Source organism: Paenibacillus antibioticophila, assembly GCF_000455265.1.
In the GTDB taxonomy this organism is placed as follows: Bacteria; Bacillota; Bacilli; order Paenibacillales; family Paenibacillaceae; genus Fontibacillus; species Fontibacillus antibioticophila.
Genome location: NZ_HG005139.1, coordinates 1,736,819 through 1,763,096 on the forward strand (window position 1 = coordinate 1,736,819; position 26,278 = coordinate 1,763,096).

At 51.1% G+C, this 26,278-nt stretch carries 26 protein-coding genes and 1 pseudogene; 26 read left to right on the forward strand and 1 reads right to left on the reverse strand.

From position 1 onward, the window contains the following. The 25 genes and pseudogenes from TX85_RS27450 to TX85_RS08045 all read left to right on the forward strand — a co-directional run. A partial coding sequence (locus tag TX85_RS27450) for a malonate decarboxylase subunit alpha (protein WP_044478565.1) occupies window positions 1–103 on the forward strand: 103 nt, incomplete at its 5' end. 3 nt (window positions 104–106) lie between these two features. Continuing rightward, window positions 107–967, forward strand: a complete 861-nt coding sequence (gene mdcB, locus TX85_RS07930) for a triphosphoribosyl-dephospho-CoA synthase MdcB (RefSeq protein ID WP_233500648.1) — start codon at window positions 107–109, stop codon at window positions 965–967. Window positions 968–969: 2 nt separating this feature from the next. Next, a complete protein-coding gene (locus TX85_RS07935) occupies window positions 970–1,269 on the forward strand; it encodes a malonate decarboxylase subunit delta (protein WP_044478566.1) in 300 nt (99 codons plus the stop codon). Then, window positions 1,259–2,935 (forward strand): biotin-independent malonate decarboxylase subunit beta, encoded by a 1,677-nt coding sequence (gene mdcD / locus TX85_RS07940; protein WP_044478567.1) that lies wholly within the window; start codon window positions 1,259–1,261, stop codon window positions 2,933–2,935. The genes TX85_RS07935 and mdcD overlap by 11 nt, the downstream gene beginning before the upstream one ends. Next, complete coding sequence (locus TX85_RS07945) at window positions 2,929–3,585, forward strand: malonate decarboxylase holo-ACP synthase (RefSeq protein WP_044478568.1); 657 nt, start codon at window positions 2,929–2,931, stop codon at window positions 3,583–3,585. Before mdcD ends, TX85_RS07945 begins: the two co-directional genes overlap by 7 nt. 212 nt (window positions 3,586–3,797) lie before the next feature. Continuing rightward, a complete protein-coding gene (locus tag TX85_RS25315; RefSeq protein ID WP_148444347.1) occupies window positions 3,798–5,039 on the forward strand; it encodes a sensor histidine kinase in 1,242 nt (413 codons plus the stop codon). Further along, a complete protein-coding gene (locus TX85_RS07955) occupies window positions 5,029–5,682 on the forward strand; it encodes a response regulator (RefSeq protein ID WP_044478569.1) in 654 nt (217 codons plus the stop codon). Before TX85_RS25315 ends, TX85_RS07955 begins: the two co-directional genes overlap by 11 nt. After that, window positions 5,675–6,571, forward strand: a complete 897-nt coding sequence (locus TX85_RS07960) for a GAF domain-containing protein (protein ID WP_044478570.1) — start codon at window positions 5,675–5,677, stop codon at window positions 6,569–6,571. The genes TX85_RS07955 and TX85_RS07960 overlap by 8 nt, the downstream gene beginning before the upstream one ends. 179 nt (window positions 6,572–6,750) lie before the next feature. Next, entirely contained in the window at window positions 6,751–8,268 is a 1,518-nt protein-coding gene (locus TX85_RS07965; RefSeq protein ID WP_044478571.1) for an MFS transporter, read from the forward strand. 443 nt (window positions 8,269–8,711) lie between these two features. Then, entirely contained in the window at window positions 8,712–9,299 is a 588-nt protein-coding gene (mobB, locus tag TX85_RS07970) for a molybdopterin-guanine dinucleotide biosynthesis protein B (RefSeq protein WP_049894860.1), read from the forward strand. Window positions 9,300–9,397: 98 nt separating this feature from the next. Further along, entirely contained in the window at window positions 9,398–13,078 is a 3,681-nt protein-coding gene (locus tag TX85_RS07975) for a nitrate reductase subunit alpha (RefSeq protein WP_044478572.1), read from the forward strand. Next, window positions 13,068–14,537, forward strand: coding sequence for a nitrate reductase subunit beta (gene narH, locus TX85_RS07980; RefSeq protein WP_044478573.1), 1,470 nt, complete (start codon window positions 13,068–13,070; stop codon window positions 14,535–14,537). The genes TX85_RS07975 and narH overlap by 11 nt, the downstream gene beginning before the upstream one ends. A 40-nt stretch (window positions 14,538–14,577) precedes the next feature. Beyond that, on the forward strand, window positions 14,578–15,240 hold the full coding sequence (gene narJ / locus TX85_RS07985) for a nitrate reductase molybdenum cofactor assembly chaperone (RefSeq protein WP_044478574.1): 663 nt from the start codon (window positions 14,578–14,580) through the stop codon (window positions 15,238–15,240). After that, on the forward strand, window positions 15,237–15,917 hold the full coding sequence (narI, locus tag TX85_RS07990) for a respiratory nitrate reductase subunit gamma (RefSeq protein ID WP_044478575.1): 681 nt from the start codon (window positions 15,237–15,239) through the stop codon (window positions 15,915–15,917). Before narJ ends, narI begins: the two co-directional genes overlap by 4 nt. A 26-nt stretch (window positions 15,918–15,943) precedes the next feature. Further along, complete coding sequence (gene mobA, locus TX85_RS07995; RefSeq protein WP_044478576.1) at window positions 15,944–16,576, forward strand: molybdenum cofactor guanylyltransferase; 633 nt, start codon at window positions 15,944–15,946, stop codon at window positions 16,574–16,576. Further along, entirely contained in the window at window positions 16,557–17,588 is a 1,032-nt protein-coding gene (locus tag TX85_RS08000) for a ThiF family adenylyltransferase (RefSeq protein ID WP_044478577.1), read from the forward strand. The genes mobA and TX85_RS08000 overlap by 20 nt, the downstream gene beginning before the upstream one ends. A gap of 31 nt (window positions 17,589–17,619) precedes the next feature. Further along, window positions 17,620–17,850 (forward strand): molybdopterin converting factor subunit 1, encoded by a 231-nt coding sequence (moaD, locus tag TX85_RS08005; RefSeq protein ID WP_044478578.1) that lies wholly within the window; start codon window positions 17,620–17,622, stop codon window positions 17,848–17,850. A gap of 40 nt (window positions 17,851–17,890) precedes the next feature. Next, on the forward strand, window positions 17,891–18,376 hold the full coding sequence (gene moaC, locus TX85_RS08010) for a cyclic pyranopterin monophosphate synthase MoaC (RefSeq protein WP_044479898.1): 486 nt from the start codon (window positions 17,891–17,893) through the stop codon (window positions 18,374–18,376). A gap of 41 nt (window positions 18,377–18,417) precedes the next feature. Continuing rightward, window positions 18,418–18,915, forward strand: a complete 498-nt coding sequence (locus TX85_RS08015) for a molybdenum cofactor biosynthesis protein MoaE (RefSeq protein ID WP_044478579.1) — start codon at window positions 18,418–18,420, stop codon at window positions 18,913–18,915. A gap of 42 nt (window positions 18,916–18,957) precedes the next feature. Further along, a complete protein-coding gene (moaA, locus tag TX85_RS08020) occupies window positions 18,958–19,968 on the forward strand; it encodes a GTP 3',8-cyclase MoaA (protein WP_044478580.1) in 1,011 nt (336 codons plus the stop codon). Window positions 19,969–19,980: 12 nt separating this feature from the next. Then, on the forward strand, window positions 19,981–20,187 hold the full coding sequence (locus TX85_RS08025) for a hypothetical protein (protein WP_044478581.1): 207 nt from the start codon (window positions 19,981–19,983) through the stop codon (window positions 20,185–20,187). Then, window positions 20,172–20,549 (forward strand): annotated as a pseudogene (locus tag TX85_RS08030) (molybdate ABC transporter permease subunit); the annotation flags it as partial. The gene TX85_RS08025 and the pseudogene TX85_RS08030, both read left to right, overlap by 16 nt. A gap of 38 nt (window positions 20,550–20,587) precedes the next feature. Then, entirely contained in the window at window positions 20,588–21,331 is a 744-nt protein-coding gene (locus TX85_RS08035) for a YwiC-like family protein (protein WP_044478582.1), read from the forward strand. Window positions 21,332–21,472: 141 nt separating this feature from the next. Continuing rightward, window positions 21,473–22,255 (forward strand): ZIP family metal transporter, encoded by a 783-nt coding sequence (locus TX85_RS08040; protein WP_262362648.1) that lies wholly within the window; start codon window positions 21,473–21,475, stop codon window positions 22,253–22,255. Window positions 22,256–22,466: 211 nt separating this feature from the next. Further along, window positions 22,467–23,567 carry a metallophosphoesterase gene (locus tag TX85_RS08045; RefSeq protein ID WP_044478584.1) on the forward strand — a complete coding sequence of 367 codons (1,101 nt, stop codon included), beginning with the start codon at window positions 22,467–22,469 and terminating at the stop codon, window positions 23,565–23,567. Window positions 23,568–24,778: 1,211 nt separating this feature from the next. Here TX85_RS08045 and TX85_RS08050 read toward each other — a convergent pair. Beyond that, window positions 24,779–24,994 (reverse strand): hypothetical protein, encoded by a 216-nt coding sequence (locus TX85_RS08050; protein ID WP_044478585.1) that lies wholly within the window; start codon window positions 24,992–24,994, stop codon window positions 24,779–24,781. Between the two features lie 392 nt (window positions 24,995–25,386). Here TX85_RS08050 and TX85_RS08055 point away from each other — a divergent pair, with 392 nt between their 5' ends. Further along, window positions 25,387–26,235 carry an rRNA adenine N(6)-methyltransferase family protein gene (locus TX85_RS08055; protein WP_044478586.1) on the forward strand — a complete coding sequence of 283 codons (849 nt, stop codon included), beginning with the start codon at window positions 25,387–25,389 and terminating at the stop codon, window positions 26,233–26,235. The last annotated feature ends 43 nt before the right edge of the window (window positions 26,236–26,278 follow it).

The following is a 26,278-nucleotide window of genomic DNA, read 5'->3' on the forward strand; positions in this document are numbered from 1 at the left end:
GCAGGCCAAGCGTTCTCTGCTGGCCGCGCAATCGATCAGCGATCTGGTGACCTGGTCGGATGGCTTATATGATCCGCCGGCGAAATTCAGGAGCTGGTCGTAGGCTATGGCGATGCTGCGACACGATATCGAAGGCTTTGCGAAGTCACTTGCTTCCAGAGCGGTGTGGGCATTGACTGAAGAAGCAAGGCTTACCCCAAAGCCAGGCCTGGTGGATGCGAGAAGCAGCGGGGCACATAGCGATATGTCTCTGAAGCTGATGATGAATTCGGCAGAGGCTTTGCGAGGAACGTTTGAGGAAATCGCCAGCGTCTCTTACCTCCATTCCCCCAATCAAGAGCTGCGCGAGAAGATTGCCCGCATCGGCAGAGAAGGGGAAAGGCGGATGTACACAGTCACAAAAGGGGTCAACACGCACAAAGGCGCGATCTGGGCGCTCGGCCTTCTGACCAGCGCCCGTGCCGTCTGCGCCGATGAAACTGACAGTGAGCGGGTGCTGCGGCTTGCCGGTGTGATTGCTTCCTTTGAGGACCGTTATTGTCCTGCGGAAGAGAAAGAGACTAATGGACAAATTGTAAAGCGCAAATTTAACATTAGCGGCGCTTACGAGGAGGCGCAGCAGGGATTTCCGCATATTCGCAATGAAGCTTTGCCTGCGCTGCTGAGCGCAAGGAGAGCGGGTAAGAATGAGCAGGAGGCGCGTTTGGAAGCTCTGCTAGCCTTGATGGCTGCGGTGGATGATACCTGTATTTTGCATCGCGGGGGGAATGCCGCTTTAACAACAGTTAAGGAGCTAGCGGCTTCCTGTCTCCGAGCAGCTAGAGGAAATATGGAGGAATTCACAGAGAAATTCACCAGGCTGAGCGATTATTGCAGCTCAAGACGTCTGTCACCGGGCGGAAGCGCTGATTTGCTGGCTGCTGCTTTGTTTCTTGGTGTGGAAGATGAAAGGGGAAGGGAGCTATAACGATGGAGCAATTACATTTTCAATATGCCGCTTCAAGACCGATTACTCAATCGGCCCATATCGGTGTGGTTGGGTCGGGCGATCTGGAGATCCTTGTGGAGCCGGGAGAGGGCGGCACGGCACAGGTAAAGGTGCTGACCGGGAGCGAGGGATTCGGACAGACCTGGGACCATGTGCTGACTCGATTTTTCACCCGTTATCCGATTATGGCTCAAATGACCATCCATGATTACGGGGCTACGCCCGGGGTCGTGATGCTTCGATTAACGCAAGTGCTGGAGGTGCTGGGCTATGCAGAATAGCTATGTGGAGCTGAACGGGCGTGAACGCGCACAGGCACTGCTTGACCGGGATACCTTCCGCGAGCTGGTCGGGCCCTTTGACAGGCTCTATTCTCCACACCTGGAGCCGCAAGGAATTGTACCGCAAAGCGATGATGGTGTGATCGTGGCGAGAGGCATGCTTCAAGGAGAACAGGTGCTGGTTATTTCCATTGAAGGCGCATTTCAGGGAGGCGGGATTGGAGAGGTTGGCGGGGCCAAGATATCCGGTGCGCTGGAGCTTGCTTTGGAGGCAAATATCCAGGGAGATCGCATCGTTCCCATTCTGCTTTTAGATACCGGCGGAGTTCGGCTCCAGGAAGCGAATTATGGCCTGCTGTCCATCTCCGAAATTAGCTCGCAGGTAATTGCCCTGCGGGAGCATGTGCCCGTCATCGGGGTCATCCCCGGGCGCATCGGTGCATTTGGCGGCATGTCTATCGTCGCGGAGCTGGCAAGCACCTTGATCGCTACCCGAATGGCCCGGCTCGGCTTGAATGGCCCTGAAGTAATTGAACAGGAGGCAGGGGTCATGGAGTTTGATTCCCGGGACAAGGAGCTGATCTGGAATACAATCGGAGCCCGTCAGCGTCAGGCTACCGGATTAATCGACGAGCTTGTGGAGGATGACGCCACGGCCTTGACTGCTGCGATCTATCAGGCGATGAAGCGTCCTGCCAAAGCGCCGAAAACGTTGCAGACTGATTTCTACCTTAGCTTGCTCAGTCAATTCGACCCGGCACAGAAGTGGACTCCTGAAAACTATGTTGAGTTGTATGAGAAGGTTAATCCTATTAATCAATTTTCATCGTTTGCAAAAGAAGGTCCTAGCGATCAAGCAAATAGCCGAGGTTATCGGTGGTTTGCTGCATTAACTGGCATGGCCCATCCGGTGAGCGATACTCCGTCTGTGCTGGCGGCAGATATCGTTAAGGATGGACAAATATGCCGGTATATCTCCGTTGTCCCTGATGCTGCAAGCCGCTATCCACGTGCAAAAGACGGAGAGGTCGGACTGTTGGAGGGATGGACGGTCGCCCAGCTGGTTCGCGATGCCATTCGGCTGGATCAGGACTCGGCGAATAAACGCCCGATCATTGCTATCGTTGATGTGCCGAGTCAAGCCTACGGCTACAGCGAGGAGCTGATCGGGATCAGCCTGGCGTTGGCGGCAAGCACGGATGCGTATGCTTGTGCCAGAATGCAGGGGCATCCGGTGGTCGCTCTCATCGTTGGCAACGCAATTTCCGGCGCCTTCCTGGCCCATGGCCTTCAGGCCAACCGCCTTATCGCTTTGGATGATCCCGGAGTTCATATTCAGGCCATGTCCAAGACTTCGGCGGCGCGGATTACACGCAGAAGCATCTCAGAGCTGGAGGAGGCGACAAGCAAAGTACCGGCGATGGCTTATGATATAACCAGCTATAGCACGCTGGGCTCGTTATTCCGCTTATTGCAGGACATTCAAGCAGATGCTCCTCGAACCGAGGATCTGCGGGCAGTTGAATTCGCCATTGCCGAAGCCATTGCCTCGATTGAGACTGCTCCTCTTGACCTCATCAGCTCCCGCCTGCAAAGCGAGGCAGCGCAGAATGGAGGACGGGCAGCGACGCTGCGGGTGCGTGAGGCGTTAAGACAGCAATGGTAATCCGGCCGCATGATTTGATTGAGCTATCGGATATTGCTGCCTTATCTTTCACGGAAGTTGAGGATGAGGGGCTTGGGTGGGTGAAGGATTCCTTGCGGCATGCTCCGTTCGTCGTCGTTCGGCGCGCTCCATTTTCCGGATCCGGCCATATCCCTGTCGGTATTCGCGGTGACCAACGAAGTCAGCGAATGGGTGCTTATTTATCCCCAGCCGGAGCCGCCAGAATCATTACACCTTATGATATCGCCCGGCAGCAGCTGTGGAACAATGTCTCTGAGCATCGCCGTCCGTTGCCGGTCATTCGGGTGATGCAAGAGATTGCCAAGGTTCTGTCCGGCTGCAGATGGGGACCTGCCGGAAGCGGAGGATTCGAGATGGCGACGGGGGCGCCTGTCTTGAAGGAATCCAGCGACCTGGACCTCGTCATCGACATGTCGTCCGTACAAGAGGGAAGGGCGCAAGCTGAATGGGCATCGCGATTGCTGAGACTGCTTGATCGTTTACCGGTCAGAACCGATATCCAACTAGAGACCCCGGAAGGAGCCTACTTGCTGCATGAGCTGGTGAAGAGCAGAACCGGCAAGGTGCTGCTTCGTACAGCTAGAGGTCCTGAGCTTGTTCCTCACCCATGGAAGCTTGAAGAGGCTTGAGGGTATCCATTAGTCAATGACTTTTGGGTGCCCTCTTTTTTTGCCGTAAAGTGCTTAAGAATCGTCACAGTTCAAGTGGAAAACCTGCTTTTCATAGTTCGTGATATATGTCACAATTGTATTATTAGCTGAAAGATCATGTGATCGAAAGACGAGAGGAGTGAAAAGCATTGATATCAACAGCCCAGAGAACAAGAACTTTCGTCAAATTCATGGTACATAACGGTATCCTCACCATCACGACTACTTTGATCATCGTGTTGGCGATTCGCGCCATATTACAAGAGGAAAATCGTAGCTGGCAGGACGATACGCCCATTTTTCTGTTCGTATTGATGATTACCACGTTATTTTTCTTTATTATCTATTGGCAGAGCCGCAAGCTCCGCTCAGAGCAGGAGCTGTTCTCGAATGTGTTCATTCACAGCCCCGATGGCGTTCTGGTAACGGACAATACCTTGAATATCATCCGCATGAATCCCACTGCCAAGCATCTGCTGCATTGGGCGGAGGAGCCGGCGAGCGTCAGCTTTTGCAATCATTGCTCCAACTATCCCGGGTTGAACAAGCGCTGCAGTTATCAAAATTGCTTTATTACCGAGCCAGCTTCGCAGCATACTGAAGTGTTGATTACAACCTCAGACGGGATAACCAAGTCTATGAATGCAAGTGTGTCGCATTATACAGATCCGGTGCTTGGTCCGTTGAACATCATTCGGCTGCAGGCGGTCGAGAAGAACCGGCAGGAAGAGCAGCACCGGATTGCGCAAATGATTACGCACTCGATTCTGTCCGCCCAGGAAAATGAACGCAAACGCATCTCGCGCGAGCTGCATGACGGGATTGGCCAGTCGCTATACAGCATTTTGATTCAGACCGAAGTGCTGAAGGGCCAATTGGAGGAGCCCGTAAACACACCAGCCGATGAATCCATTGATTCCTTACAGGAGTCCATTCGTCACACCATTGAAGACATCCGGGATTTATCTGTGGAGCTGCGGCCATCCGCACTTGACGATATCGGGCTTGTGGCAGCACTCCGGAATTACGTAAAATTATATGGACAGAAGTTCGGTATTCAAGTGCTGTTCTCGATTGACGGCGACAGCGGCCGACTGCCGGCAGGACATGAGATCGCCCTGTACCGGATTGTGCAGGAAGCCTTGACGAATGCAGCCATGTATTCGCATACTGAAGTGGTGAACGTCGGGCTGAAGCTGCTCCCGGAGGCGGCTGAGCTCCTGATCCGCGACCATGGCGTCGGATTTGAACTGACGACGGAGCTGCGGCAGGGGGTCGGCCTATACAGCATGGAAGAGCGAGTTAAGATATTAGGCGGAGAATTTGAGATTGAATCGGTTCCCGGACAAGGAACAACCATTCAGGTCAGAGTGCCGATTGAAGCGGATGAGATCTCTGGCCGTAAGGAGGATTTGCGCAGCGATGGATATTAAAGTGCTAATCGTCGACGATCATGCCGTCGTTCGCAGCGGACTTCGCGCCGTACTGGATACGAAGCCGGGAATCAAGGTTATCGGAGAGGCCGCGGACGGTATTTCTTGCATCAAGAAGTCGCTGGAGCTTCATCCCGATCTGGTCTTGATGGATTTGAGCATGCCGAACGGCCGTGACGGCCTATATACAACCAGTGAATTGCTGCAATCCATGCCAGAGGTCAAGGTTATTATTTTGACGATGCATGATGATGAGCAATATTTGTTCCGGGCCCTTAAAGCCGGGGCTTCCGGTTACATTCTGAAATCAGCACCGATTACGGAGCTGGTGACAGCGATCAAGCAGGTTCATCAAGGATTGGTCTACCTGCATCCTACGGCGACGAAAAAGGTCATAGAGGGGTATTTGCACGGACACTCCAAAGAGCCGCAGGACACCTTCGAAACCTTATCGGAGCGTGAAAAAGAGGTGTTAACCTTAGTCGCCAAAGGCTATACGAACAAGGAAGCGGCCGAGCTGCTCTCGATCAGCGTAAAAACAGTAGAGAATCACAAAGCGAATATCATGGATAAGCTGCAGCTCAATAATCGGCGGGAATTAATGAAGTTCGCCTTCAGAAGGGGGCTGCTTGATTTTGACTAGGGAGGACGATCAATCGCTGACCATCCAGCAGCAGATTCAGCAAGAACTCCAGCAGTTGAAGTCGGACCTGGCCTTGGATTTTGTTGCCGTTGCTCTTGCGGATGCCAATTATCGGGATATTTATTGGAAAATAGCGCTTGGTGCTAAATCGGAGCGATATCGTAAAATAACGGTTCGCATGGGCAGAGGGATGGCCGGCAAAGTCATGCAAACCAAACGTCCGCATATCGTTACCTCTTATCCCGAGGAGGTGCGAGACGAGATGCTGGAGTATCCAATCTTCCTTGTGGAAGCGATCCGGTCCGCCGTTGGCGTCTCGGTGGATTCGAAGCGGCCTGAGCAGAAGCAATCTTACGGCGTGCTTCTTGTAGGACAGCGGCAGGAGCGGGTATTTCACGAGCAGGAGATTGCGCGGGTGGAGCAAAGCGCGGCTGTGCTGGCCGTGTTATATGACAGCACCGTGGTCCTTGAGCCTGCGAAAGAGCAGGAGCAGACGGAGCATACCGACGTGAAGAGTCCGCTTTTGCAGCGGCTGCGAGAGTTCCGGGCGGAAGGAATAACCTGTGAATTGCTCGATCAACGAATTACGAGATTGTCTCACACTCGGCAGCAGCAGATTGGGGAGATTATCGACCTGCTGGTTCATCACAGCATGCGTTCCATCCATCAGGCAGGCGTTACGATGGAGCAGGATGAGTTGGGTCATACACGGATTGAATTTCAGTGCGTTGGAGGCGAACCGCTGTCCCAGGATCTATTTAATCCCGTTAATGATCTTTTGATTTCCTTGAAATGCGACCTTGAAATCGCAGTGGAAGCCGAACGGCAGTCCGTGCGGTTTACGCTTCCTACTCGTCTATTACTGGATGAGCAGATCTGGAATCCATAAGAGATAGTTCAAAAAGTCGGTCTTCAGTGGTGAAAAGCTGACTTTTTGAACACGCATCATAAGCAAATATGAGATGGGGAATTTCCTAGAAAGCAAATGAGGGAATTCCCCAATTTTTTTCAGACCTGCCTCCCTGGATAATAGAGTCATTAGCTGTTGACTTTACAAGGAGGAAGCGCATGAAATCATCAACCAAAGCCATACTTCCCTTGCAGACGTTGAGTTTAATTCTCGGATTTGCAGTGTGGGGCATTCTATCATCGCTCATTGTATTTATTAAAGAAGGAATTCCGCTTACACCGGGCCAGTTGTCGCTAGTCACAGCCGTGCCTGTTGTACTGGGCTCCGTCTTGCGGATTCCCTTCGGGTATTGGACCAATAAATACGGGGCGCGCTTCATGTTTCTCATCAGCCTTCTGATTCTCCTGATTCCCGTATTCTACATCAGCCAGGCCAAGAGCTTCGTGGACCTGTTGATCGGCGGGCTGTTTCTGGGGATCTCGGGAGCAACCTTCTCGGTCGGGGTGACATCCTTGCCGAAGTATTATCCAAAGGAAAAGCATGGTCTGGTAAACGGAATTTATGGCCTGGGCAATCTGGGCTCGGCACTAAGCACCTTTTTCGCACCCGTCCTGGCGTCTCAGTTCGGCTGGCGCACCACGGTGCAGTGTTATCTGGTGTTGCTTGGAGTATTTATTCTGGCAAATTTCTTCATCGGCGACCGGAAGGAAGCCAAGCTCGAGACTTCCCTTTCCGAGCAAATCAAGGGTATTTACAAAAACGAAAAATTGTGGCTGGTCTGTTTCTTTTATTTTATTACCTTCGGAGCCTTCGTAGCTTTTACCGTGTTCCTTCCGAATCACCTCGTTAATAACTTTGGTATCGAGAAGGTGGATGCGGGGCTTCGGACAGCAGGCTTCGTCACCCTGGCGACCTTTATGCGTCCGGTAGGCGGATGGCTCGGCGACAAGTTTAATCCTTTCAAAATTCTGCTGTTTGTATTTACGGGACTTACAATCGGCGCCATTATTCTGGCATTTTCACCAACGATTCCGCTCTTTACTTTCGGCTGTCTGATGATCGGGCTGTGCGCAGGTCTTGGCAACGGTACGATCTTCAAGCTGGTCCCGCTTTATTTCTCGAAGCAGTCAGGGATTGCAAACGGGCTTATCTCCGCGGTAGGCGGATTGGGGGGCTTCTTCCCGCCATTGATGCTGACCCTGTTGCTCTCGATGACAGGTCATTATGCGATCGGGTTTATGTCATTGGCTATGGTTGCCCTCTGCAGTATCCTGCTGGTACTGTACATGTACTGGAATGACCGAATGAAGCTGGCAGTGCAAATTGTACATGGAACCTCGCAAGCGGTTCTGGTAACGAATCCGAAAGGGATCATTCAGACCGTCAACCCTGCGTTCACGGCAATTACGGGGTATACAGCGGAGGAGGCCATCGGTCAGAGGCCGGGGTTCCTGAAATCCGGCAAGCATGACAAAGCGTTTTATGATGCCATGTGGAAAGAGCTTAGAGAGAAGAAGGCCTTGTCCGGGAACATCTGGAACAGGAAGCAGACCGGGGAAATGTATTTGCAGCGTTTGACGATCAACGGCATCCAGAATGACATGGGGGAAATCAGCTATTATGTCGGCGTGTTCAACGAAATTGATCCGTCGGAGCTTTCCAAGAAGTTTGCATGAAGCGGGAGCTATCTAAGTTGAGCTAAGGATTGTGCGCGTAGCCCTATTTGAATGCGAGTTAAGTGGGGCAACGTGTGAAGAGTTGCTACGATCGCTGTTGTTCGCGGATTTCTTCAATTGGACTAAGTTCTAATAAGGGAGAAATCCGCTCACAAAGGCGAACGCTCCGCTTCTTCACAACCCTTCACACTTATGCCCATGCCACTTCGCCTGCTAGTTCGACAACTATACAAGATTGCACATAGCTACGCCATATAGGTGCCTCAATAAACATAAGCGTTCGCCTTTGTGAACGGATATCTACCTTGCTATGGTTTACTCAATCAAAGAAATCCGTGAACAACAGCGATCGTAAGCACACTTCACACGTTGCCTCTGATACGCAGAATCATTATCTGGGGGTATGGCTGGGGGAGTCTCTATGAGTAAAGGAGTAAAACACTATGCATTCAAAGCTTGCCTGGAGAGATAGAGGTGCAATGAATAACGTGGTTCCTGTACTGCAGATCATCGGCTATAAGAACAGCGGCAAAACAACCCTTGCCTGCAAGCTGATATCCGAGCTCACAGCCTGCGGTCTCCGGGTTGGCTCGGCCAAGCATGATGCGCATGAATTCCAGTTGGACGACGATGGGACAGACAGCCAAAGGCATCTGTCCCATGGTGCTTTAGAGACCGTACTCACGTCGAAGTCGGCAACAAGAGTGATGAGTCAGGCACCGATGACACTGGATGAAATCGCAAGCAGCATGTACGGCAGAGTAGATATTTTGATTGCGGAGGGCTTCAAGTCGGCCCGCTATCCGAAAATTGCTCTGCTTCGCGAATTGGATGAACAGCAGGAACTTCTCCGTGAAGCGTCCAACATCCAGCTATGGATTAGCTGGACAGAGACAGGGGGAGAGCGGGGGCCCGTTTCTCTTAGTAAATTCCCCTCAGTTTCCACAGCGCCCATTCTTATACTAAAAGAGGAAACAACCGTGATTAAATCAGCACTTCACCTCGCATTGTCACTCCTATCCTCAATATAACGGGGATTCCCTACCTCGGAATGAGGGAGTTCCCCCCTCTTCATGATCGATCCCAGCGCCTACAATTAAAGTATCAATAAGCGCAAGGAGCTGGAACGATGAACAAGACCAACCCGCTACTGCAGAAGTTAAAGTTTTTCCGAAAGCGCGAGAAGAACGCGGAAGGCTGGAGTGAAGTATCTCACGAGGATCGCTCTTGGGAACATATGTACCGCGACCGCTGGCAGCATGACAAAGTAGTGCGTTCAACACACGGTGTGAACTGTACAGGTTCATGCAGTTGGAAAATATTTGTGAAGGACGGCATTGTCACCTGGGAAACGCAACAGACGGATTATCCGACAACCGGACCCGACATGCCTGAATTTGAACCGCGCGGCTGTCCTCGTGGCGCAAGCTTCTCCTGGTATCTCTATAGCCCGCTCAGAGTGAAATATCCTTATATTCGCGGCAAGCTGCTCCAATTATGGCGTGAAGCCAAACGGACTCATCAGGACCCGGTCGCTGCCTGGAGCTCGATTGTTGAAAATGACGAACAAAAGCTGATCTACAAATCGGCTCGGGGCAAGGGCGGCATGGTACGTGCTTCCTGGGATGAGGTTACAGAGATTATCTCCGCATCCATGCTGCATACGATTAAGAAAAATGGTCCTGACCGAGTGATCGGTTTCTCTCCGATTCCGGCGATGTCCATGGTCAGCTATGCTGCGGGCTCACGTTTCCTGTCGCTCGTAGGCTCACCGTTACTTAGCTTCTATGATTGGTACGCGGATCTCCCGCCTGCATCACCACAGATTTGGGGCGATCAGACCGACGTACCGGAGAGCAGTGACTGGTATAATTCAAGCTATTTGCTTGTATGGGGTTCGAATCTGCCCATGACCCGGACACCGGATGCCCACTTCATGACTGAGGCAAGATACCGCGGCACCAAGGTTGTATCGATTAGCCCGGATTATGCGGAATTTGTAAGATTTGCGGATAAATGGCTCGCTGCCAAGCAAGGAACTGACGGAGCGCTTGCGATGGCAATGGGGCATGTCATTCTGAATGAATTCTATGTGAAAAACAGCACGCCATACTTTAATGAATATTCGAAGAAATATACGGACTTCCCATTCCTGGTGCTGCTTCAGGAGCAGGGGGATGCTTATACGGCAGACCGCTTCCTGACAGCCAAGGATCTTGGCATCGATACGAACAATGCCGAATGGAAAACCGTCCTGATCGATGAGCATACCGGCGAGCTTCGCATCCCTAACGGAACAATCGGATCCCGGTGGGGCGAGGAGGGCAAATGGAACCTTGAAATGGTGGACACCTTCACAGGTGAAGAAATCTCTCCGCAGCTCGGGCTCCGCGGAACCGCCGAAGGACAGGTTGAGCTCAAGCTGCCTTACTTCGCTGATGAAGGCAAATCGGCTATCTCAAGTTCGATCCCTTATCGTACGATTACGGGGGCAGACGGACAATCTTATCGCGTGACGAGTGTCTTCGATCTGATGCTTGCCCAATATGGAGTCGATTCCGTCAACGGCAGTAACTACGATGATGCGAGCACGGTCTACTCACCGGCATGGCAAGAGCAGATCACAGGCGTGGATCGTGAATCCGTCATTCAGATCGCCCGCGAATTTGCGCAAAATGCGGTAGACAGCCAGGGACGCTCGATGATTATCGTCGGCGCGGGCATCAACCACTGGTACAACTCGGATACGATTTATCGCAGTGTGCTTAACCTGGTATTGATGACGGGCTGCCAAGGTGTGAACGGCGGAGGCTGGGCGCATTATGTCGGTCAAGAGAAGCTTCGTCCGGCAGAAGGCTGGGCGAATGTCGCCTTTGCACGGGACTGGACGATGCCGCCGCGCCAACAGAACGGCACCTCCTTCTTCTATTTTGCAACGAACCAATGGCGCTTTGAATCCAACCCGGTTGATGGACACACATCAGCACTTGTAGATAAGGCGCGTTATGCACACTATGCGGATTATAACGTCATGGCTGCGCGTCTGGGCTGGCTGCCTTCCTACCCGCAATTCAACGAAAATTCGATTGATCTGGCGAATGAAGCGGCAGCCAAAGGACATGACACACCGGAAGCAATCGCTAATTATGTAGCAGGACGGCTGAAAGACCGTGATCTGGAGTTTGCAATTGAGGACCCGGATGCGGAGGGCAATCATCCGAAGGTGATGTTTGTCTGGCGCGCCAACTTGATCTCAAGCTCCGGCAAAGGGCATGAATACTTCCTGAAGTATTTGCTCGGCGCGCATAACGGTCTGCTCAACGACGACTCCGAGACGATGCGTCCGGAAGAGATCAGATGGCATGACCAAGCGGCAGAAGGCAAGCTCGATTTGATGGTGGATATCGACTTCCGGATGTCCGGGACCGCGGTCTATTCCGATATCGTGCTTCCGGCGGCAACCTGGTATGAGAAGAGCGATCTGTCCTCGACCGATATGCATCCATTCATCCATCCGTTCAACCCTGCGGTGCCGCCGCTCTGGGAGTCCAAGTCGGACTGGGAGACGTTCAAGGCGATTGCGAAGACCTTCTCTCAAATGGCAGAAAGCCAATTCGACGGACCGCAGCGCGATATCGTAGCGATGCCGCTACAGCATGATACACCGGATGAGCTGTCTCAGCCGTTCGGCCGGGTTCTGGATTGGAGCAAGGGTGAAATTGAGGCGATTCCGGGCAAGACCATGCCGAAATTTGTGGTGGTAGAGCGGGACTATGCTTCCGTCTACAAGAAGATGACCGCGCTTGGCCCGAACATCAAAGATAAGCCCTATGGCATTAAAGGAATCAACTGGTCTGCAGCCAATGAGTATGAGCTTATGAAGAAAGTGAACGGCGTCGTCGAGGAGCCGGGAATCAGCGAGGGCTGTCCGAAGCTGGTGACGGATCGTCATATGGCCGAAGCCATTCTCACATTGTCCACGACCAGTAACGGGAAAATGGCTGTAAAGGCCTGGGAGTCCCTGGAGCAGAAGACGGCGCTCAAGCTGAAGGATCTGGCGGAGGATCGGATCGAAGAACGCTTTACCTTCGACGAAATTACAACTCAGCCGAAGACGGTAATTACCTCCCCGGCGTTCAGCGGATCGGAGCAGCATGGAAGACGCTACTCGCCGTTCACTACAAATGTGGAGCGCTTGATCCCTTACCGTACCTTGACCGGACGCCAGCATTATTATCTGGATCACGAAATGCTGACGGAATTCGGTGAGAACCTGGCGATTTACAAGCCGACGATGAAGCATGCGCCTTTCCATACGAACAAGAATCGTCCGGCCAAGAAAGGCAAAGAAATTGTCTTGAACTTCATGACGCCGCACAGCAAATGGTCCATTCACAGTATGTATTTCGATTCGTTGCCGATGCTGACGCTGTTCCGCGGCGGCCCGACCATCTGGATCAACAAGGATGATGCAGCCGCGGCCGATGTGGTCGATAACGATTGGATTGAATGCTTCAATCAGAATGGCGCTGTAGTTGCCCGGGCAGTCGTTACCCACCGGATGCCTAGAGGAATGGCCTATATGCACCATGCCCAGGATCGGACGATCAACGTTCCGGCAACCGACGTCACCACAACGCGCGGCGGTACGCACAACAGTCCGACACGTATCCATGTGAAGCCAACTCATATGATTGGCGGGTATGCACAGCTTAGCTACGGATTCAATTACTACGGACCAACAGGCAATCAACGGGATCTGTACGTCGTGATCCGCAAACTTGAGGAGGTGAACTGGCTTGAAGATTAAAGCGCAAATCGGGATGGTCATGAACTTGGATAAATGTATCGGTTGTCACACTTGCTCGGTAACCTGCAAGAACACCTGGACGAACCGCAAGGGCGCAGAATATATGTGGTTCAACAACGTCGAGACGAAGCCAGGCATAGGGTATCCGAAGCAGTGGGAGAACCAGGACAAATATAAAGGCGGTTGGGTATTGAAGAACGGCAAGCTGGAGCTTCGCTCCGGCAGCCGTGCCAACCGGCTGATGAATATCTTCCACAATCCGGACCAACCGACGATTGACGATTACTATGAGCCATGGGATTACGATTACGAGAAGTTGCAGCAAAGCCCGGAACTGAAGCACCAGCCGGTAGCGCGTCCGAAATCGAAAATTACCGGCGAATATATGAATCTCGAATGGGGTCCGAACTGGGAAGACGATCTGGCGGGTGTGCATGAGTCGGGATATGAAGACCCGAACATGGCTGGCATCGAAGAAGCCGTTCGCATGGAATTCGAACAGGTATTCATGATGTATCTGCCGAGAATTTGCGAGCACTGCATTAATCCGTCCTGTGTATCGAGCTGCCCATCGGGTGCGATGTACAAGCGCGAGGAAGACGGAATTGTGCTTGTAGACCAGAATGCTTGCCGCTCGTGGCGGTTCTGCGTATCAAGCTGTCCTTACAAGAAGGTCTACTTCAACTGGCAGACGAACAAAGCGGAGAAATGCACGCTCTGCTTCCCGCGGATCGAGCAAGGCTTGCCAACGATCTGCTCGGAGACCTGCGTAGGCAGAATCCGTTATCTGGGGGTTATGTTCTATGACGCCGATCGTGTCGAGGAGGCAGCTTCGGTGGAGAATGAACAAGATCTGTACGAATCGCAATTGAGCATTTTCCTTGATCCGAACGATCCTGAAGTGATTGCTGCAGCCCGCGAAGCTAACATTCCGGAGGATTGGATTGAATATGCCCAGCGTTCGCCGATCTACAAAATGGCGGTCGATTGGAAAATCGCGCTTCCGCTGCACCCGGAATACCGGACCTTGCCGATGGTATGGTACGTACCGCCGCTTAGCCCGATTACAAACATGGTGGAAGGCAAAGGGGCGACTGCATCGCCGGATGATATTTTTCCTGCTATTGACGATATGAGAATTCCAGTCCAGTATTTGGCGAATCTGCTGTCGGCAGGCGATACCGACGTAATCAAGACAGTGTTGAAGAAAATGGCTGTCATGCGTTCTCATATGCGTGCGCGGAATTTGAACAAGGAGACCGACGCCGAATTGCTGGCGCAGTTCGGAATGACAGAGAAAGAGACCGAAGAGATGTACCGTTTATTGGCGATTGCCAAGTATGACGATCGCTTTGTGATCCCGGCAGCCCACCGCGAAGAATTCTCTGACCTCTATTCCGAGCAAGGAGCCTGCGGGTTTACGAACATGATGGGCGGACCAGGGCCTTGCGGCGGTTGACCTGGGAGCAGTGCGGCAAACTGGACAAGGAGTGAGGCAAATGAACGAGATGACATTACGCTCCAGCTGGATGCTATTCTCCCAGCTGCTGCAATACCCCGATGCCGAATGGCAGGATGAATCAGATGACATGTACGTGAATTGGTGCCAATGGATTGAAGGCGAACAAGCGGAGGAGGCCAAGGACCTCCAGACGCTTGCCGGAGACTGCTTGGCAGCCTTCGCCGGGATGGATGCTGAGACAATTACAGCGAACTATGTGAAGACTTTTGATTTTAGCAAGAAGAGCAATTTGTACCTAACCTACAGTCAGCTAGGGGAAGACCGGGAACGGGGCCCTGCATTGCTTCGGCTAAAGCAGCTGTATGAGGAAGAGGATATGGTCCTCTATACGGATGAGCTTCCGGACTATTTACCGCTTGTCCTGGAATATGTGGCTGTAGCCAAGGAGAATCGCGGCATTGAGCTGCTGGTGTCCTTCCGCAAGGCGCTGGAGCATACCAGAGTTGTGCTTCACCAGACAGATAGTCCTTATCGGCATGTCCTGGATGCGATTCTGTTGATCCTAGACCGATCCGGTGTGGCAGAAGGCAGCTTTGATGTTTCCGAGCTTGCCGGAAGCGGCAGTACGCCGCAGACTATGGGCTGCGGTCCGATGTGGGCTGCTGCCGGATATGGACAGGAAAGGAGAAATCCGCTATGACTTGGGGAAGTCAATTTTTGTGGGTCATTTACCCCTATCTGATTCTGGTCATCTTCCTTGTTGGGCTTTATTACCGCTACCAAACGGATCAGTTCGGTTGGACAGCCAAATCAAGCGAGATTCTGGAGAAGAAACAGCTAAGGGTCGGCAGCATTCTGTTTCATATCGGCATTATGCTTGTTCTTGTCGGACATATCGGCGGTATTTTGATTCCGAAGGCATGGGTATCGGCACTTGGAGTAGATGATCATATGTATCACTTAATGGCGATGTCCATCGGCAGCGTAGCTGGACTAATGACCCTTGTCGGCTGCATTATTCTCGTGTTCCGCAGATTAACGAATGCACGCGTGCGGAGAACCAGCAGCTTTGGCGATATGCTGTCGATCATTTTATTGACACTGATTGTCGTCGCGGGGATGTCAGCAACGCTGTTCAATATGCGCGGGAGTGTAGAATTCGATTACCGTGAGACAATCGGACCGTGGATGCGAGGGGTGCTTGCATTTCGGCCCGATCATACTTTGATGAAGGAAGTTCCCGTAATCTTTAAAATTCATGTTATTCTAGGATTATCTCTATTTGCGGTATTTCCATTTACGAGATTGGTTCATATGCTCAGCATGCCGATCACCTACTTGAAGCGCAGCTATGTGCTTTATCGCAAACGCCGGTAATCTGGATTGAAGCGGAGGGCTGTCCGATGTTAACCGGAGTGATTCTGGCGGGAGGGCAGAACTCCCGAATGCATGGGCTGAACAAGGCACTGCTTACCTATAAAGGAGAACATTTTATCGAACGGCAGATTCATGAAATGAGCTCGATTTGTGGTGAGATGATCGTGGTAACTAACGACGCCTCTGTCTATACAAGCTGGGCAAAGCCCGATATGATATATACTCCGGACATTTTTCAAGGTTCCGGTCCGCTCGGCGGATTTCATGCTGCCTTCTCAACATTAACGAATGACTATGCCTGGGTAGTTGGGTGTGATATTCCTAAGCTATCCGCCAAGGCTGCAACGAAAATGTTAACCATATTAACTAATAGTGATTATGACGCAGTTCTTCCTGTTGTTGGTGGCAAGCATCAAATGCTGCATGGCATGTACCGGCCCAAACGGCTGCTGCCGCTAATTACTGAAAGGCTTGAAGCCAAACGATATCGGCTATCCGGATTACTGGACTCGATTCATTGGCTGGGAATAAAGGAATTGGACTGGATGGAAGCAGGAATAAGCATGGATTTTACCGAAGATGTGGATACACCTTTGCAGTATCTAGGATTACTTCAGGAAGAGAGGAGGACAGACGGCGATGTCACAAGACCGGTATAGCAGACAACAGAATTTTGCGCCCATCGGCGTCTCCGGACAGCAGAAGCTAAAGGATTCACATGTCCTGATCGTCGGCGCAGGCGCGCTGGGCTCAGGGACAGCGGAGACCTTGGCACGTGCAGGGGTTGGAGCTATAACGATCATTGACCGTGATTATGTTGAGTGGAGCAATCTCCAGCGGCAGTCGCTGTACGCCGAACAGGACGCCTTCGAGCAATTGCCGAAGGCAGTGGCAGCCGCAAGCCGCCTGAAGCAGATTAACTCCGAAATGACCATAAATGCACATGTGATGGATTGCAATGCTGCTGACTTGGTCTCACTTCTGGAGCGTCATTCCATCGATCTGATTCTGGATGGGACGGACCATTTCGCGATTCGCTATCTGATCAATGATGCTGCATACCGCTTCCGGATTCCATGGATCTATGGGGCTTGCTCAGGCAGCTATGGAGCTGTATGCAGCTTCATTCCCGGACAGACCACTTGCCTGCACTGTCTGTTGAAAAAGATGCCTGCCGTATCTGCCTCATGTGATCTTGAAGGCATCATTGCCCCGGCCGTACAGATGGTTGCGGCTATGCAGTCGGCGGAGGCACTTAAGTGGTTATCCGGGAACCGGACGCAAATGAATGTGAATTATACGGTGTTTGATCTGTGGTCGAATATGCATCAATCGATTGGTCTGAATCGAAGGGCGCGGCAGGAGGCCTGTCCTACCTGTGGCGGGCAGCCGAGCTATCCTTACCTGAACAGCGAAAGTGCGGTCAAGGCCGAGACGCTCTGCGGCCGGACATCAGTCTGGCTGCGGTATCCGCGCCAAGAGGCGTTGAATCTGGAGGCGGTGGCAGATCATGCCAGGGAATTACAGGCAGAGGTGAAGTCCAACCCATACCTGGTCCAGATTCAGGAAGGGGATTTCCGCCTGGTTCTTTTCCAGGATGGCCGCGCACTTGTGCATGGAACCTCAGATCCTCTGGAGGCCAAGAAGTTCTATCAGCGCTATGTCTCCTAAAGTAAGAACAATATGCCAGGAAGGTGATTCTGTGAAAATACTATGCTTTGCTCATCTGAGTGAGCAGATCGGCTCGCCGAGTCTTGAGCTGGAGCTTGGCCCGATGACGGTAGCGTCCTTCGTCGAGGAATTCAAGTCCCGCTATCCCAACGCCAGGCTTGATCAGGTTATGATTGCAGTGAACGAGCAGTTCGTTGAAGAAGATCACTTGATCGGTGCGAATGATACAGTGGCCTTGCTGCCTCCGGTCAGCGGCGGGTAAGAAGGCGGCTGAGAAAGCGGCTGAGAAAGGAATGAATGCAATGAGCCAGGAGAACTTGACCCATTTCAATGAACAAGGAAGAGCTCATATGGTGGATGTGTCGGACAAAGCCGAAACAAAACGGATGGCTGTAGTCAAAAGCGAAATCCGGATGAAGCCCGAGACGCTCCGCCGAATTCAGGAGGGCTCGATTGGCAAGGGCGATGTGCTCGCCGTGGCACAGGTTGCAGGGATTATGGCTGCGAAGAAAACAGCGGATCTGATCCCGATGTGCCATCCGCTTCCGCTGACCGGCATCGATATTACCTTCGAAGCTCCTGATGAAGGAATATTGTCCTTCCGGGTAAAGGTGAAGACCACCGGCGTGACAGGGGTGGAGATGGAGGCGTTGACGGCTGCCCAGGTGGTTGGACTGACCATCTATGATATGTGCAAGGCCATCGATAAGGATATGGTACTGGGTCCAACGTATTTGGAGCAAAAACAGGGCGGCAAGAGCGGTGACTATGAGCGAAAGACGCTGTGACTGTGATTTCTTGATTTCAGAGGGAAGAGAGGGAAGGTCTTATGAGCAGCAACTTGTTTGTCATCACCGATCAACCGATCAAGCCCGAAGAAGTATCGGATAAGGTCAAGCGGCGCGAAGCCGGAGCAATTACCTTGTTTCTGGGCACCGTACGTGAGCTTACATATGGGAAGCGTACTCTATATCTTGAGTATGAGGCCTATCCATCCATGGCGGTAAAGCAGCTCGAAATGATCGGACAAGAGGTAAGAGAGCGCTGGCCGGACACGCTAGTGGCGGTGACCCATCGGATAGGCAGGCTTGAGATTTCCGATATTGCCGTTGTCATTGCCGTCTCATCGCCGCATCGCAAAGCAGCTTATGAAGCGAACGAGTATGTGATTGAACGGATCAAGCAAATTGTGCCGATCTGGAAGAAGGAATATGGGGAAGACGGCTCCGAGTGGATTGGAGATCAATTGAACCAGAAGACTTACCCGGAGGGCCGTCCTCTCTTGGAGGACATTCCGAAGGATGATTTGAACCATGAAGAAGAGTGACGGGTATCAAGGTATTCGGCCCTCTGAAAGGAGCGTAACACCATGACCATTCCCAGCTTAATCGATCCTTTTGGCCGTGAGCATCATTATCTGCGGATATCTGTAACGGATCGCTGTAATCTGCGCTGTGTTTATTGCATGCCTGAGGAAGGCATGGAATTCGAACCTGCGGATCACATTCTGACCTATGAAGAAATTGCCGATGTAGTGCGTGTTATAGCAGAAATGGGGATCCGAAAGGTCCGTCTGACAGGCGGGGAGCCGCTTGTTCGCAAGGAGCTCGAGAAGCTAGTCGCCATGATTGCTGCGATCCCGGGGATCGAAGACATTGCATTGACGACAAACGGCATCTTTCTGGCGCCTCGTGCCGCGCTTTTAAAGGAAGCCGGACTTACCCGCGTTAATATTAGTCTGGATTCCCTTAAGCCGGAACGCTTCAAAATGATTACCCGCGGCGGGGACGTGCAAAAGGTGCTGAGCAGCATCGATGCCTGCGCCAAAGCAGGCTTAAGTCCGATCAAGCTGAATGTGGTGCTGATGAATGGTCTGAATGATGATGAGATCGCGGATTTTATCGAGATGACGAGGGAGCGGGACATTCATGTGCGGTTCATCGAATACATGCCGATCGGCCACAATGATGCCCAGTGGAAGAAGCTGTATTTGCCGCTCACGCGGGTTAAAGAAGTATGCGAAGAGCAGCAGTGGAAATTCAGCGCAGTTAGCTCCGTACAAGGAAGCGGGCCGTCGGAAAATTACCGGCTTGAGGGGGCGGCAGGCAGCTTTGGCCTGATCCATCCGGTCAGCGAGCACTTCTGCCAAACCTGCAACCGGCTTCGTCTTACGGCAGACGGCTATATCAAGCCTTGTCTTGCCTGGACAGAGCAATTTCAGGTCCGCAGTGTCATTGGTGATGATGAAGCTATTCGCCAGATGTTTCTGGAAGCCCTGGGCACAAAGCCTGAGAATCATGAAATGTCCAAGTTTTTGAAAGGTGACCCAGGCATCTCGCACACTCCAACGTCTCGGAGGATGTCGCAAATTGGCGGTTAGGAGAGGATTGAAGTGACAAGGTTATTCGATAGAAAAGCTATGCGCTTCCTTGCTCCATTTTTCACAATAGCCTTGGTATTGTCGCTAACAGCTTGCGGTGGATCAAAAGAGGCTGAGAACACGGAGCTTCCTGCGGTTGAATTGACCGTGTCCGCGGCAGCGAGCCTTACTGATGCCTTGCAGGAAATTCAAGAGTTGTATGCCTGCAGGTTGCCTTGATATCGAGCATCTTAAGTACGATTATGGGAATTACTTTAGCCTGGTTTATGTACAGCAGAAGAACGAAGGGAAGAGTATTCTTCGAGACAGCGTTTATGCTGCCGCTCGTGTTACCGCCAACAGTGGTAGGCTTCCTGCTGCTTATGCTGCTTGGGCGGAGAAGCTGGATCGGGCAGTTTGCAGAATGGCTGTTCTCGGCGCCCATCATTTTCTCTTGGGGAGCTGCAGTCATCGCGTCCGTGGTCGTCGCTTTTCCGCTCGTCTATCAGACAATGAAGACCGGCATCAATGCGATTGATAACCAGTTAAAGGAAGCGGCAAGATCGAGCGGGGCGAAGGAGTGGCAGGTATTCGTATATATAGAAGAACTAAAATTGATGAGTTCAGGGGGAGCTAGGCGATGAGCAGGAAAAAGAAGAAAAGTATCGTTATACCGCATGAGCACGGTGGGTGGGCGATGATTAGCGTACCGTTTCTCTTCGGGGTGATGGCAGGTACGGCGCAGTGGAGTCATATTCTCCTGTTCATCGCCTGGCTGTGCTTGTACCTTGCATCTTATCCTTTCTTGCAGGCCTTGAAACGGAGAAATCAGCGTCAGCATTTATTGAAATGGTCTGGCATTTACGGAGTGGTTGCTCTTGCTGCACTCGTTTATCCATTGATCAGGACACCCGAGCTGTTTTATTTCGGAATCCCGTTCCTGCTGCTGCTTATCGTCAACATTTGGCATGTGAAGCAGAAGGATGAACGAGCTATTGTAAATGATTTATGTGCAATTATCATCTTCTCCCTGGGTGGTGCCGCTTCATTCTTATACGGAGGAGGAAGCTTTGGGCAGGAGATGCTTGCTATTGTAGTATTGAACTTCGCTTACTTTATGGGCACCGCCTTTTTCGTCAAAACGATCTTCCGTGAGCGGGGCAATCGTCGCTGGGAGTCCACGGCCCGTATTTATCATGTGCTGATCCTGTTCATTCCTTGGCTGCTTGGCATGCCCTGGATGACGATTCCTTATGTCTTCCCTTTGATCCGCACATTCCTCTTTACCGGAAAAGCCATGAAGCCGATGAAAGCCGGAATTTTGGAGATTGTTGGCTCGGTGCAGTTTCTCGTAATCTCGTGGATCATCTATAATTTCATATAATTAATTAGTAGCAGTCAAAAGCAATTGACGATTCACAGGAATGGGATAAAATATGTACAGAGAAATCACCATTCAGACTTGTCATCATCCTGAGAAGGAGTTGTTGTTTTGATTGCTTTTTTTCAAAGTTTAAATCCGATCATGCAGGCTTTGCTGGCCACTTTGTTTACTTGGGGCATGACCGCATTGGGCGCAGCGCTTGTCTTCGCTACCAAAACCCTTAACCAGAGGCTGCTCGACAGTATGCTGGGGTTCGCAGGCGGTGTTATGATCGCAGCCAGCTACTGGTCGCTTCTTGCGCCGGCAATTGAAATGTCGGAAGGCAATCCCGTCGGCAACTGGTTCCCGGCCGCTTTCGGTTTTTTGCTTGGCGGCGTCTTCTTATGGGGAATCGATAAGATTCTTCCCCATCTTCATCCGAACACTGCGATCGGAGAGGCGGAGGGAGTTTCTCCGAATAAAAGAAAAAGAAGCACGCTCCTTGTGCTTGCCATCACGCTTCACAATATCCCGGAGGGCTTGGCCGTCGGGATTGCCTTCGGCGCGCTGGCTAACGGCGGAACCGAGGCGGCTTTGGTTGGCGCGCTGACACTTGCTCTAGGTATCGGGATTCAGAACTTCCCTGAGGGGGTTGCGGTGTCGATGCCATTGCGCGGTGAAGGGATGTCCCGCCGCAAGAGCTTTTTCTACGGGCAATTTTCCGGGATGGTTGAGCCGATTGCTGCAGTGCTGGGGGCGTTCGCCGTTGCCTTCGTTGAGCCGCTTCTCCCGTATGCGCTAAGCTTTGCAGCAGGTGCTATGATCTTCGTTGTTGTCGAGGAGGTCATTCCCAGCTCTCAGGAGAAGGGAAATAAGGATCTGGCTTCGATGAGCTTGATGTTCGGTTTTGTTTTAATGATGATACTTGATGTGGCATTGGGATAAGTTCATTTGGAATAGAATAGGCCGGCATAACCGTATGGAATATATTCCGTGCGGTTTTTACTTTTATAAGGAGCAATTTGTGAAGAGGAGGGGAGTTAGCTTACAATGAAAGTATATCGGTTCGCTGACCAAAGCCTTTACCGAGATTTTCCGCATAAGAACGTAACGATCTATCATTAGCATTTTTTAAGTCAGACGAGGTGTAGTAATTATGTTTGTCATTATTGGAGTCATTAGCTTGCTGCTTTATGGCGGGTTGGTCTATTATATTGGCTGGCGTGGATACCGCTGGCTCCGTCCGCAGACTTCCTCGCGCAGATTCAAGATATTGTATACGGTTGTCCTTATTATAGTAGCAACTTCATTCATTACCGGGCGATTTGTGAACATTAAGCTTCTCGGTATCATCGGTGCTTATTGGATGGCCGTGTTGTATTTATCCATATTGCTGGTGCCGTTGGCGCATTTGACTGTTATACTGCTGCGGAAATCCAGGTTCAGGAGAGAGAGAACCTCTTTCTGGGCAGGGGCAATTACACTGGGATTGATGGTCGTTTTGCTTGGATATGGAAGCTACAATGCCTACATGCCTGTTGTTCGTACTTATACCATTCAGATGGATAAAGGCTCGTCATCCATTGATTCTCTGCGTATTGCCATGGCAGCGGATATGCATTTTGGGCTGCTGTCCGGGAAGGATCATGCGAAACGGCTGGTTCAGGAAATGAACAAGCTTGAGCCGGATATTATTTTGCTGCCGGGAGATTTGTTCGATGATGATATCCAGCCATTTGTGGATCAGAAGCTAGATTCGATTCTGTCGGAGCTTAAGGCGCCCCTCGGCGTATATGCCACCCTTGGCAATCATGATAAGCATAGGGGGACGATGCAGGAGCTGATCGATACGTTCGAACGGAGCGGAATTAATATTCTATATGATGAGACGACAACGGTAAATGATCTGTTCACACTGGTGGGGCGTAAGGACCTCAGTGATCCTGAGCGAATGAACCTTGACACAATCATGACAGGGGTGGATCTGGACAAGCCGGTTATCCTGCTGGAGCACCAGCCGGAAGAGCTGGACCTTGCAGAGCAGGCGGGCATTGATCTGATGTTATCTGGTCATACTCACCATGGGCAAGTATTCCCTGGGAGCCTGATTACTAACGCACTATTTGAAAATGATTGGGGCTATCTCCATAAAGGAAACCTGCATTCGATTGTTACCTCGGGCTATGGCTTCTGGGGGCCGCCGATCCGGATCGGGACGAGATCCGAAATCGTAGAGCTTCATATCGAGTTTGAATAAAGGGGATGCCTCAATAGAAATGCCAAGATGGGTTTGCCGCAGTTTCGTGTAAGAGCGCAGCAAATATTAAACAGGCTAACGTTTCTGCGTGCAGGGGGCAACGTGTGAAGTGTGCATACGATCGCTGTTGTTCGCGGATTTCTTTGATTGAATAAACATAGCAAGGAAGAAATCCGCTCACAAAGGCGAACGCTTACGCTTCTTCAGCACACTTCACACTTATGCCCTTATTACGCAGGCTCTTCAATCCGGCTTTATAGCTGCCGGATGCATGGATAGTAGCTCTCACACGGCTCTTTCATGCAGTGGCAAAGTACTTTGTAGTATCATTTCATAGGGCTGCCCTCCCTGCGTGCTAACTGCTATTGCACAGTAAACAGTAAATGTGCAACACCGCATCATCATTGGAGATGCCCCAATATCAATAATCTCGCAGAGCAAGGGGTATTCCTGTAGATTCTGAATATCCCTCCCAAGTAAGCATGCGTACACCTCGCACAGAGCGCACGGCTCCCAGGGCGTGGAATTTCACAGCATGAACGTGGTCGGTCGACCGTATGAAAATAGGGTCTTACGCACGCAGTGAAAAAAGTTACCTTAAATACAGTGGAAATGATAGAAATGTGGATGCAGTGAAATTTTTGTACTTAAAGTTGACTAAAACGTGGGTTTGGCTAGTTACTGGCGATCTAAGGTAAGTTTTTTCACTAAAAGTGGGTTCGTGCGTCGAATGAAGATTTTAAGGGAAGTAATTTCATTAAATCGCGACCGGAAGAGCATGAGTAGAATAAGGTTGGTCAAGAAGAGCGGATAAGGTTTGGAGCAAGGTGGAATGCTGGTGGGTTAAGTTAAGTTCGGAGAAAAATCTTCGGTACTGGCAGGACAGGCGGAGTTTCAGCGCAAGGCTTGGAGCATCATTAGGGCGGGGGCGCAACTCTAGCGCGCGAGTGGTACCCTGCTTGCATGATGCCGCAGGCCGCAAGCTCATTGCAGTTCTGCTTATGGCTCAGCCATGTGCAAACTGCATTGCAGTCAAACTGCAAAGGCGAAGTTGTTAGGCATAAGTGTAAAGGGTTGTGAAGAAGCGTTAGCGTTCGCCTTTGTGAGCGGATTTCTCCCTAGTTAGAACTTAGTCCAATCATAGAAATCCGCGAACAACAGCGATCGTAGCAACCCTTCGCACGTTGCCCCTCTAACTCGCCCTCCGGTTTTTAACGGGTTCTTGTGAAGATGAACACGATGAATGCTATCATTCCCAGAACTACAGGGATCGCATAATAGAGGGTTAAGCCGGTAACATTTCTTTTTGTTCTTTTATCATAGCTCGGATTGCCTTCTCTATTCTTCTCGGAAAAACCGATCAGCATCGTTGCAATCCCGCCGCCAACCAGCAGCAATACAGCAAATATAGCCACAAGCGTATACATCCATCATCCGCTCCTTAGGTTTTATTTAGCTTTTGTTTTAACCATAACCTGACATCGTCAGTTAGTCTACGCTTTAGCAGGATTTTGGAGAGAAAAGTTATGAGTGCAGGTTCTTATCGACAATCGAGCAATACCATGGGTCAGGGCAGGGCCGCGCATTTGTTTCTTTGACTGTACTAACCCGGGTGTGCTAGAATCGGTTAAGTTAGGCCGATTTTTTATTAAAGGAGAGAAGCCTCTCATGTGTTGCATCGCATTCATACGTATTCGTTAATGACAGGTACAGAACAAATTTAACCCAACATCCTGCGATTTTTAATCAGGCAAGCCCGGGTTTATTTGTGATGTGCCTTTTTCATTTTCTAATACGAATGAATGAGGTGCTTTTTGCTATGTCTAAAAATAAACGTCGATGTGCTTCCAATTTTTCTGGAAGGCATTTATTAATCAATAAATCCTTGATCAAAGAATTAGTTTCGCTTGCCAAGCTTCAAGAGGGTGATACTGTTCTCGATCTCGGCGCGGGAACGGGCGCGCTTGCGATTCCGTTGGCGGAGAAGGCCGGGAAGGTTATTGCCATCGAGAACGATCCTGTCAGTGTTGAAAAATTGAAATTCAGAGCAGGGGAGAAAGCTAATGTCATTGTGAAGCAACTGGATCTTCTTCAATACCAGCTTCTAAGCAGCCCATTTTGCATTGTCGCCAATATCCCATTCTCTATTACAACGCCTATCTTCGAAAAATTTCTAGGGCATTCATCCTTCCTGGAACGGGCTGTCTTGATATTGGAAAAAGGAGCCGCAAAACGCTTTACTTCGTTCCCCGTGACCAATCCGCAAATTTTGGCATGGAGGATGTGGTATGACATCCGGATTACGCGAACGGTCATGCCGGAGTGCTTCTCGCCGCCTCCCAGTGTGGAAGCAGCCGTTGTGACCGTTAATAGAAGAAACAATTCGGCGATTCCCAATGGGCATCGAGGAAAATTTAAGGTCTTTGTCTCACATGTCCTTCACGATCCCCAGCAACCTTTTTTCGAAGCGGTCGGTGCTATATTCACCTCCCCGCAAATTGCCAAGCTGGCAAAGGCTTTGCGCATGGATCGTGTCCAGCCGATTTGTTCTTTGAACGTACAGCAATGGGAGGAGCTGTATCTTGCCATGCTTCAACATGCGGCTCCTTATCGATGGCCCAAAGCCCGCAAGGAGGCAAGCAAGTCGTATCCGAGGCGTAAAAGATAATTCCGTTGCGGAAGTTAATGTTGAGTTAATTCTCTTCTATTAT

What these genes read in the sequence shown, in the direction of transcription:
- mobA (WP_044478576.1), top strand. Translation starts at nt 15,944, where the DNA reads ATGTTAACCGGAGTGATTCTGGCGGGAGGGCAGAACTCCCGAATGCAT.
- TX85_RS07935 (WP_044478566.1), top strand. Translation starts at nt 970, where the DNA reads ATGGAGCAATTACATTTTCAATATGCCGCTTCAAGACCGATTACTCAA.
- TX85_RS07975 (WP_044478572.1), top strand. Translation starts at nt 9,398, where the DNA reads ATGAACAAGACCAACCCGCTACTGCAGAAGTTAAAGTTTTTCCGAAAG.
- TX85_RS08050 (WP_044478585.1), bottom strand. Translation starts at nt 24,994, where the DNA reads ATGTATACGCTTGTGGCTATATTTGCTGTATTGCTGCTGGTTGGCGGC.
- TX85_RS25315 (WP_148444347.1), top strand. Translation starts at nt 3,798, where the DNA reads ATGGTACATAACGGTATCCTCACCATCACGACTACTTTGATCATCGTG.
- mobB (WP_049894860.1), top strand. Translation starts at nt 8,712, where the DNA reads ATGCATTCAAAGCTTGCCTGGAGAGATAGAGGTGCAATGAATAACGTG.
- mdcD (WP_044478567.1), top strand. Translation starts at nt 1,259, where the DNA reads ATGCAGAATAGCTATGTGGAGCTGAACGGGCGTGAACGCGCACAGGCA.
- TX85_RS08035 (WP_044478582.1), top strand. Translation starts at nt 20,588, where the DNA reads ATGAGCAGGAAAAAGAAGAAAAGTATCGTTATACCGCATGAGCACGGT.
- TX85_RS07965 (WP_044478571.1), top strand. Translation starts at nt 6,751, where the DNA reads ATGAAATCATCAACCAAAGCCATACTTCCCTTGCAGACGTTGAGTTTA.
- TX85_RS08015 (WP_044478579.1), top strand. Translation starts at nt 18,418, where the DNA reads ATGAGCAGCAACTTGTTTGTCATCACCGATCAACCGATCAAGCCCGAA.
- moaA (WP_044478580.1), top strand. Translation starts at nt 18,958, where the DNA reads ATGACCATTCCCAGCTTAATCGATCCTTTTGGCCGTGAGCATCATTAT.
- narJ (WP_044478574.1), top strand. Translation starts at nt 14,578, where the DNA reads ATGAACGAGATGACATTACGCTCCAGCTGGATGCTATTCTCCCAGCTG.
- TX85_RS08040 (WP_262362648.1), top strand. Translation starts at nt 21,473, where the DNA reads ATGCAGGCTTTGCTGGCCACTTTGTTTACTTGGGGCATGACCGCATTG.
- mdcB (WP_233500648.1), top strand. Translation starts at nt 107, where the DNA reads ATGGCGATGCTGCGACACGATATCGAAGGCTTTGCGAAGTCACTTGCT.
- TX85_RS08045 (WP_044478584.1), top strand. Translation starts at nt 22,467, where the DNA reads ATGTTTGTCATTATTGGAGTCATTAGCTTGCTGCTTTATGGCGGGTTG.
- moaC (WP_044479898.1), top strand. Translation starts at nt 17,891, where the DNA reads ATGAGCCAGGAGAACTTGACCCATTTCAATGAACAAGGAAGAGCTCAT.
- narI (WP_044478575.1), top strand. Translation starts at nt 15,237, where the DNA reads ATGACTTGGGGAAGTCAATTTTTGTGGGTCATTTACCCCTATCTGATT.
- TX85_RS08000 (WP_044478577.1), top strand. Translation starts at nt 16,557, where the DNA reads ATGTCACAAGACCGGTATAGCAGACAACAGAATTTTGCGCCCATCGGC.
- TX85_RS07955 (WP_044478569.1), top strand. Translation starts at nt 5,029, where the DNA reads ATGGATATTAAAGTGCTAATCGTCGACGATCATGCCGTCGTTCGCAGC.
- TX85_RS07945 (WP_044478568.1), top strand. Translation starts at nt 2,929, where the DNA reads ATGGTAATCCGGCCGCATGATTTGATTGAGCTATCGGATATTGCTGCC.
- TX85_RS08055 (WP_044478586.1), top strand. Translation starts at nt 25,387, where the DNA reads ATGTCTAAAAATAAACGTCGATGTGCTTCCAATTTTTCTGGAAGGCAT.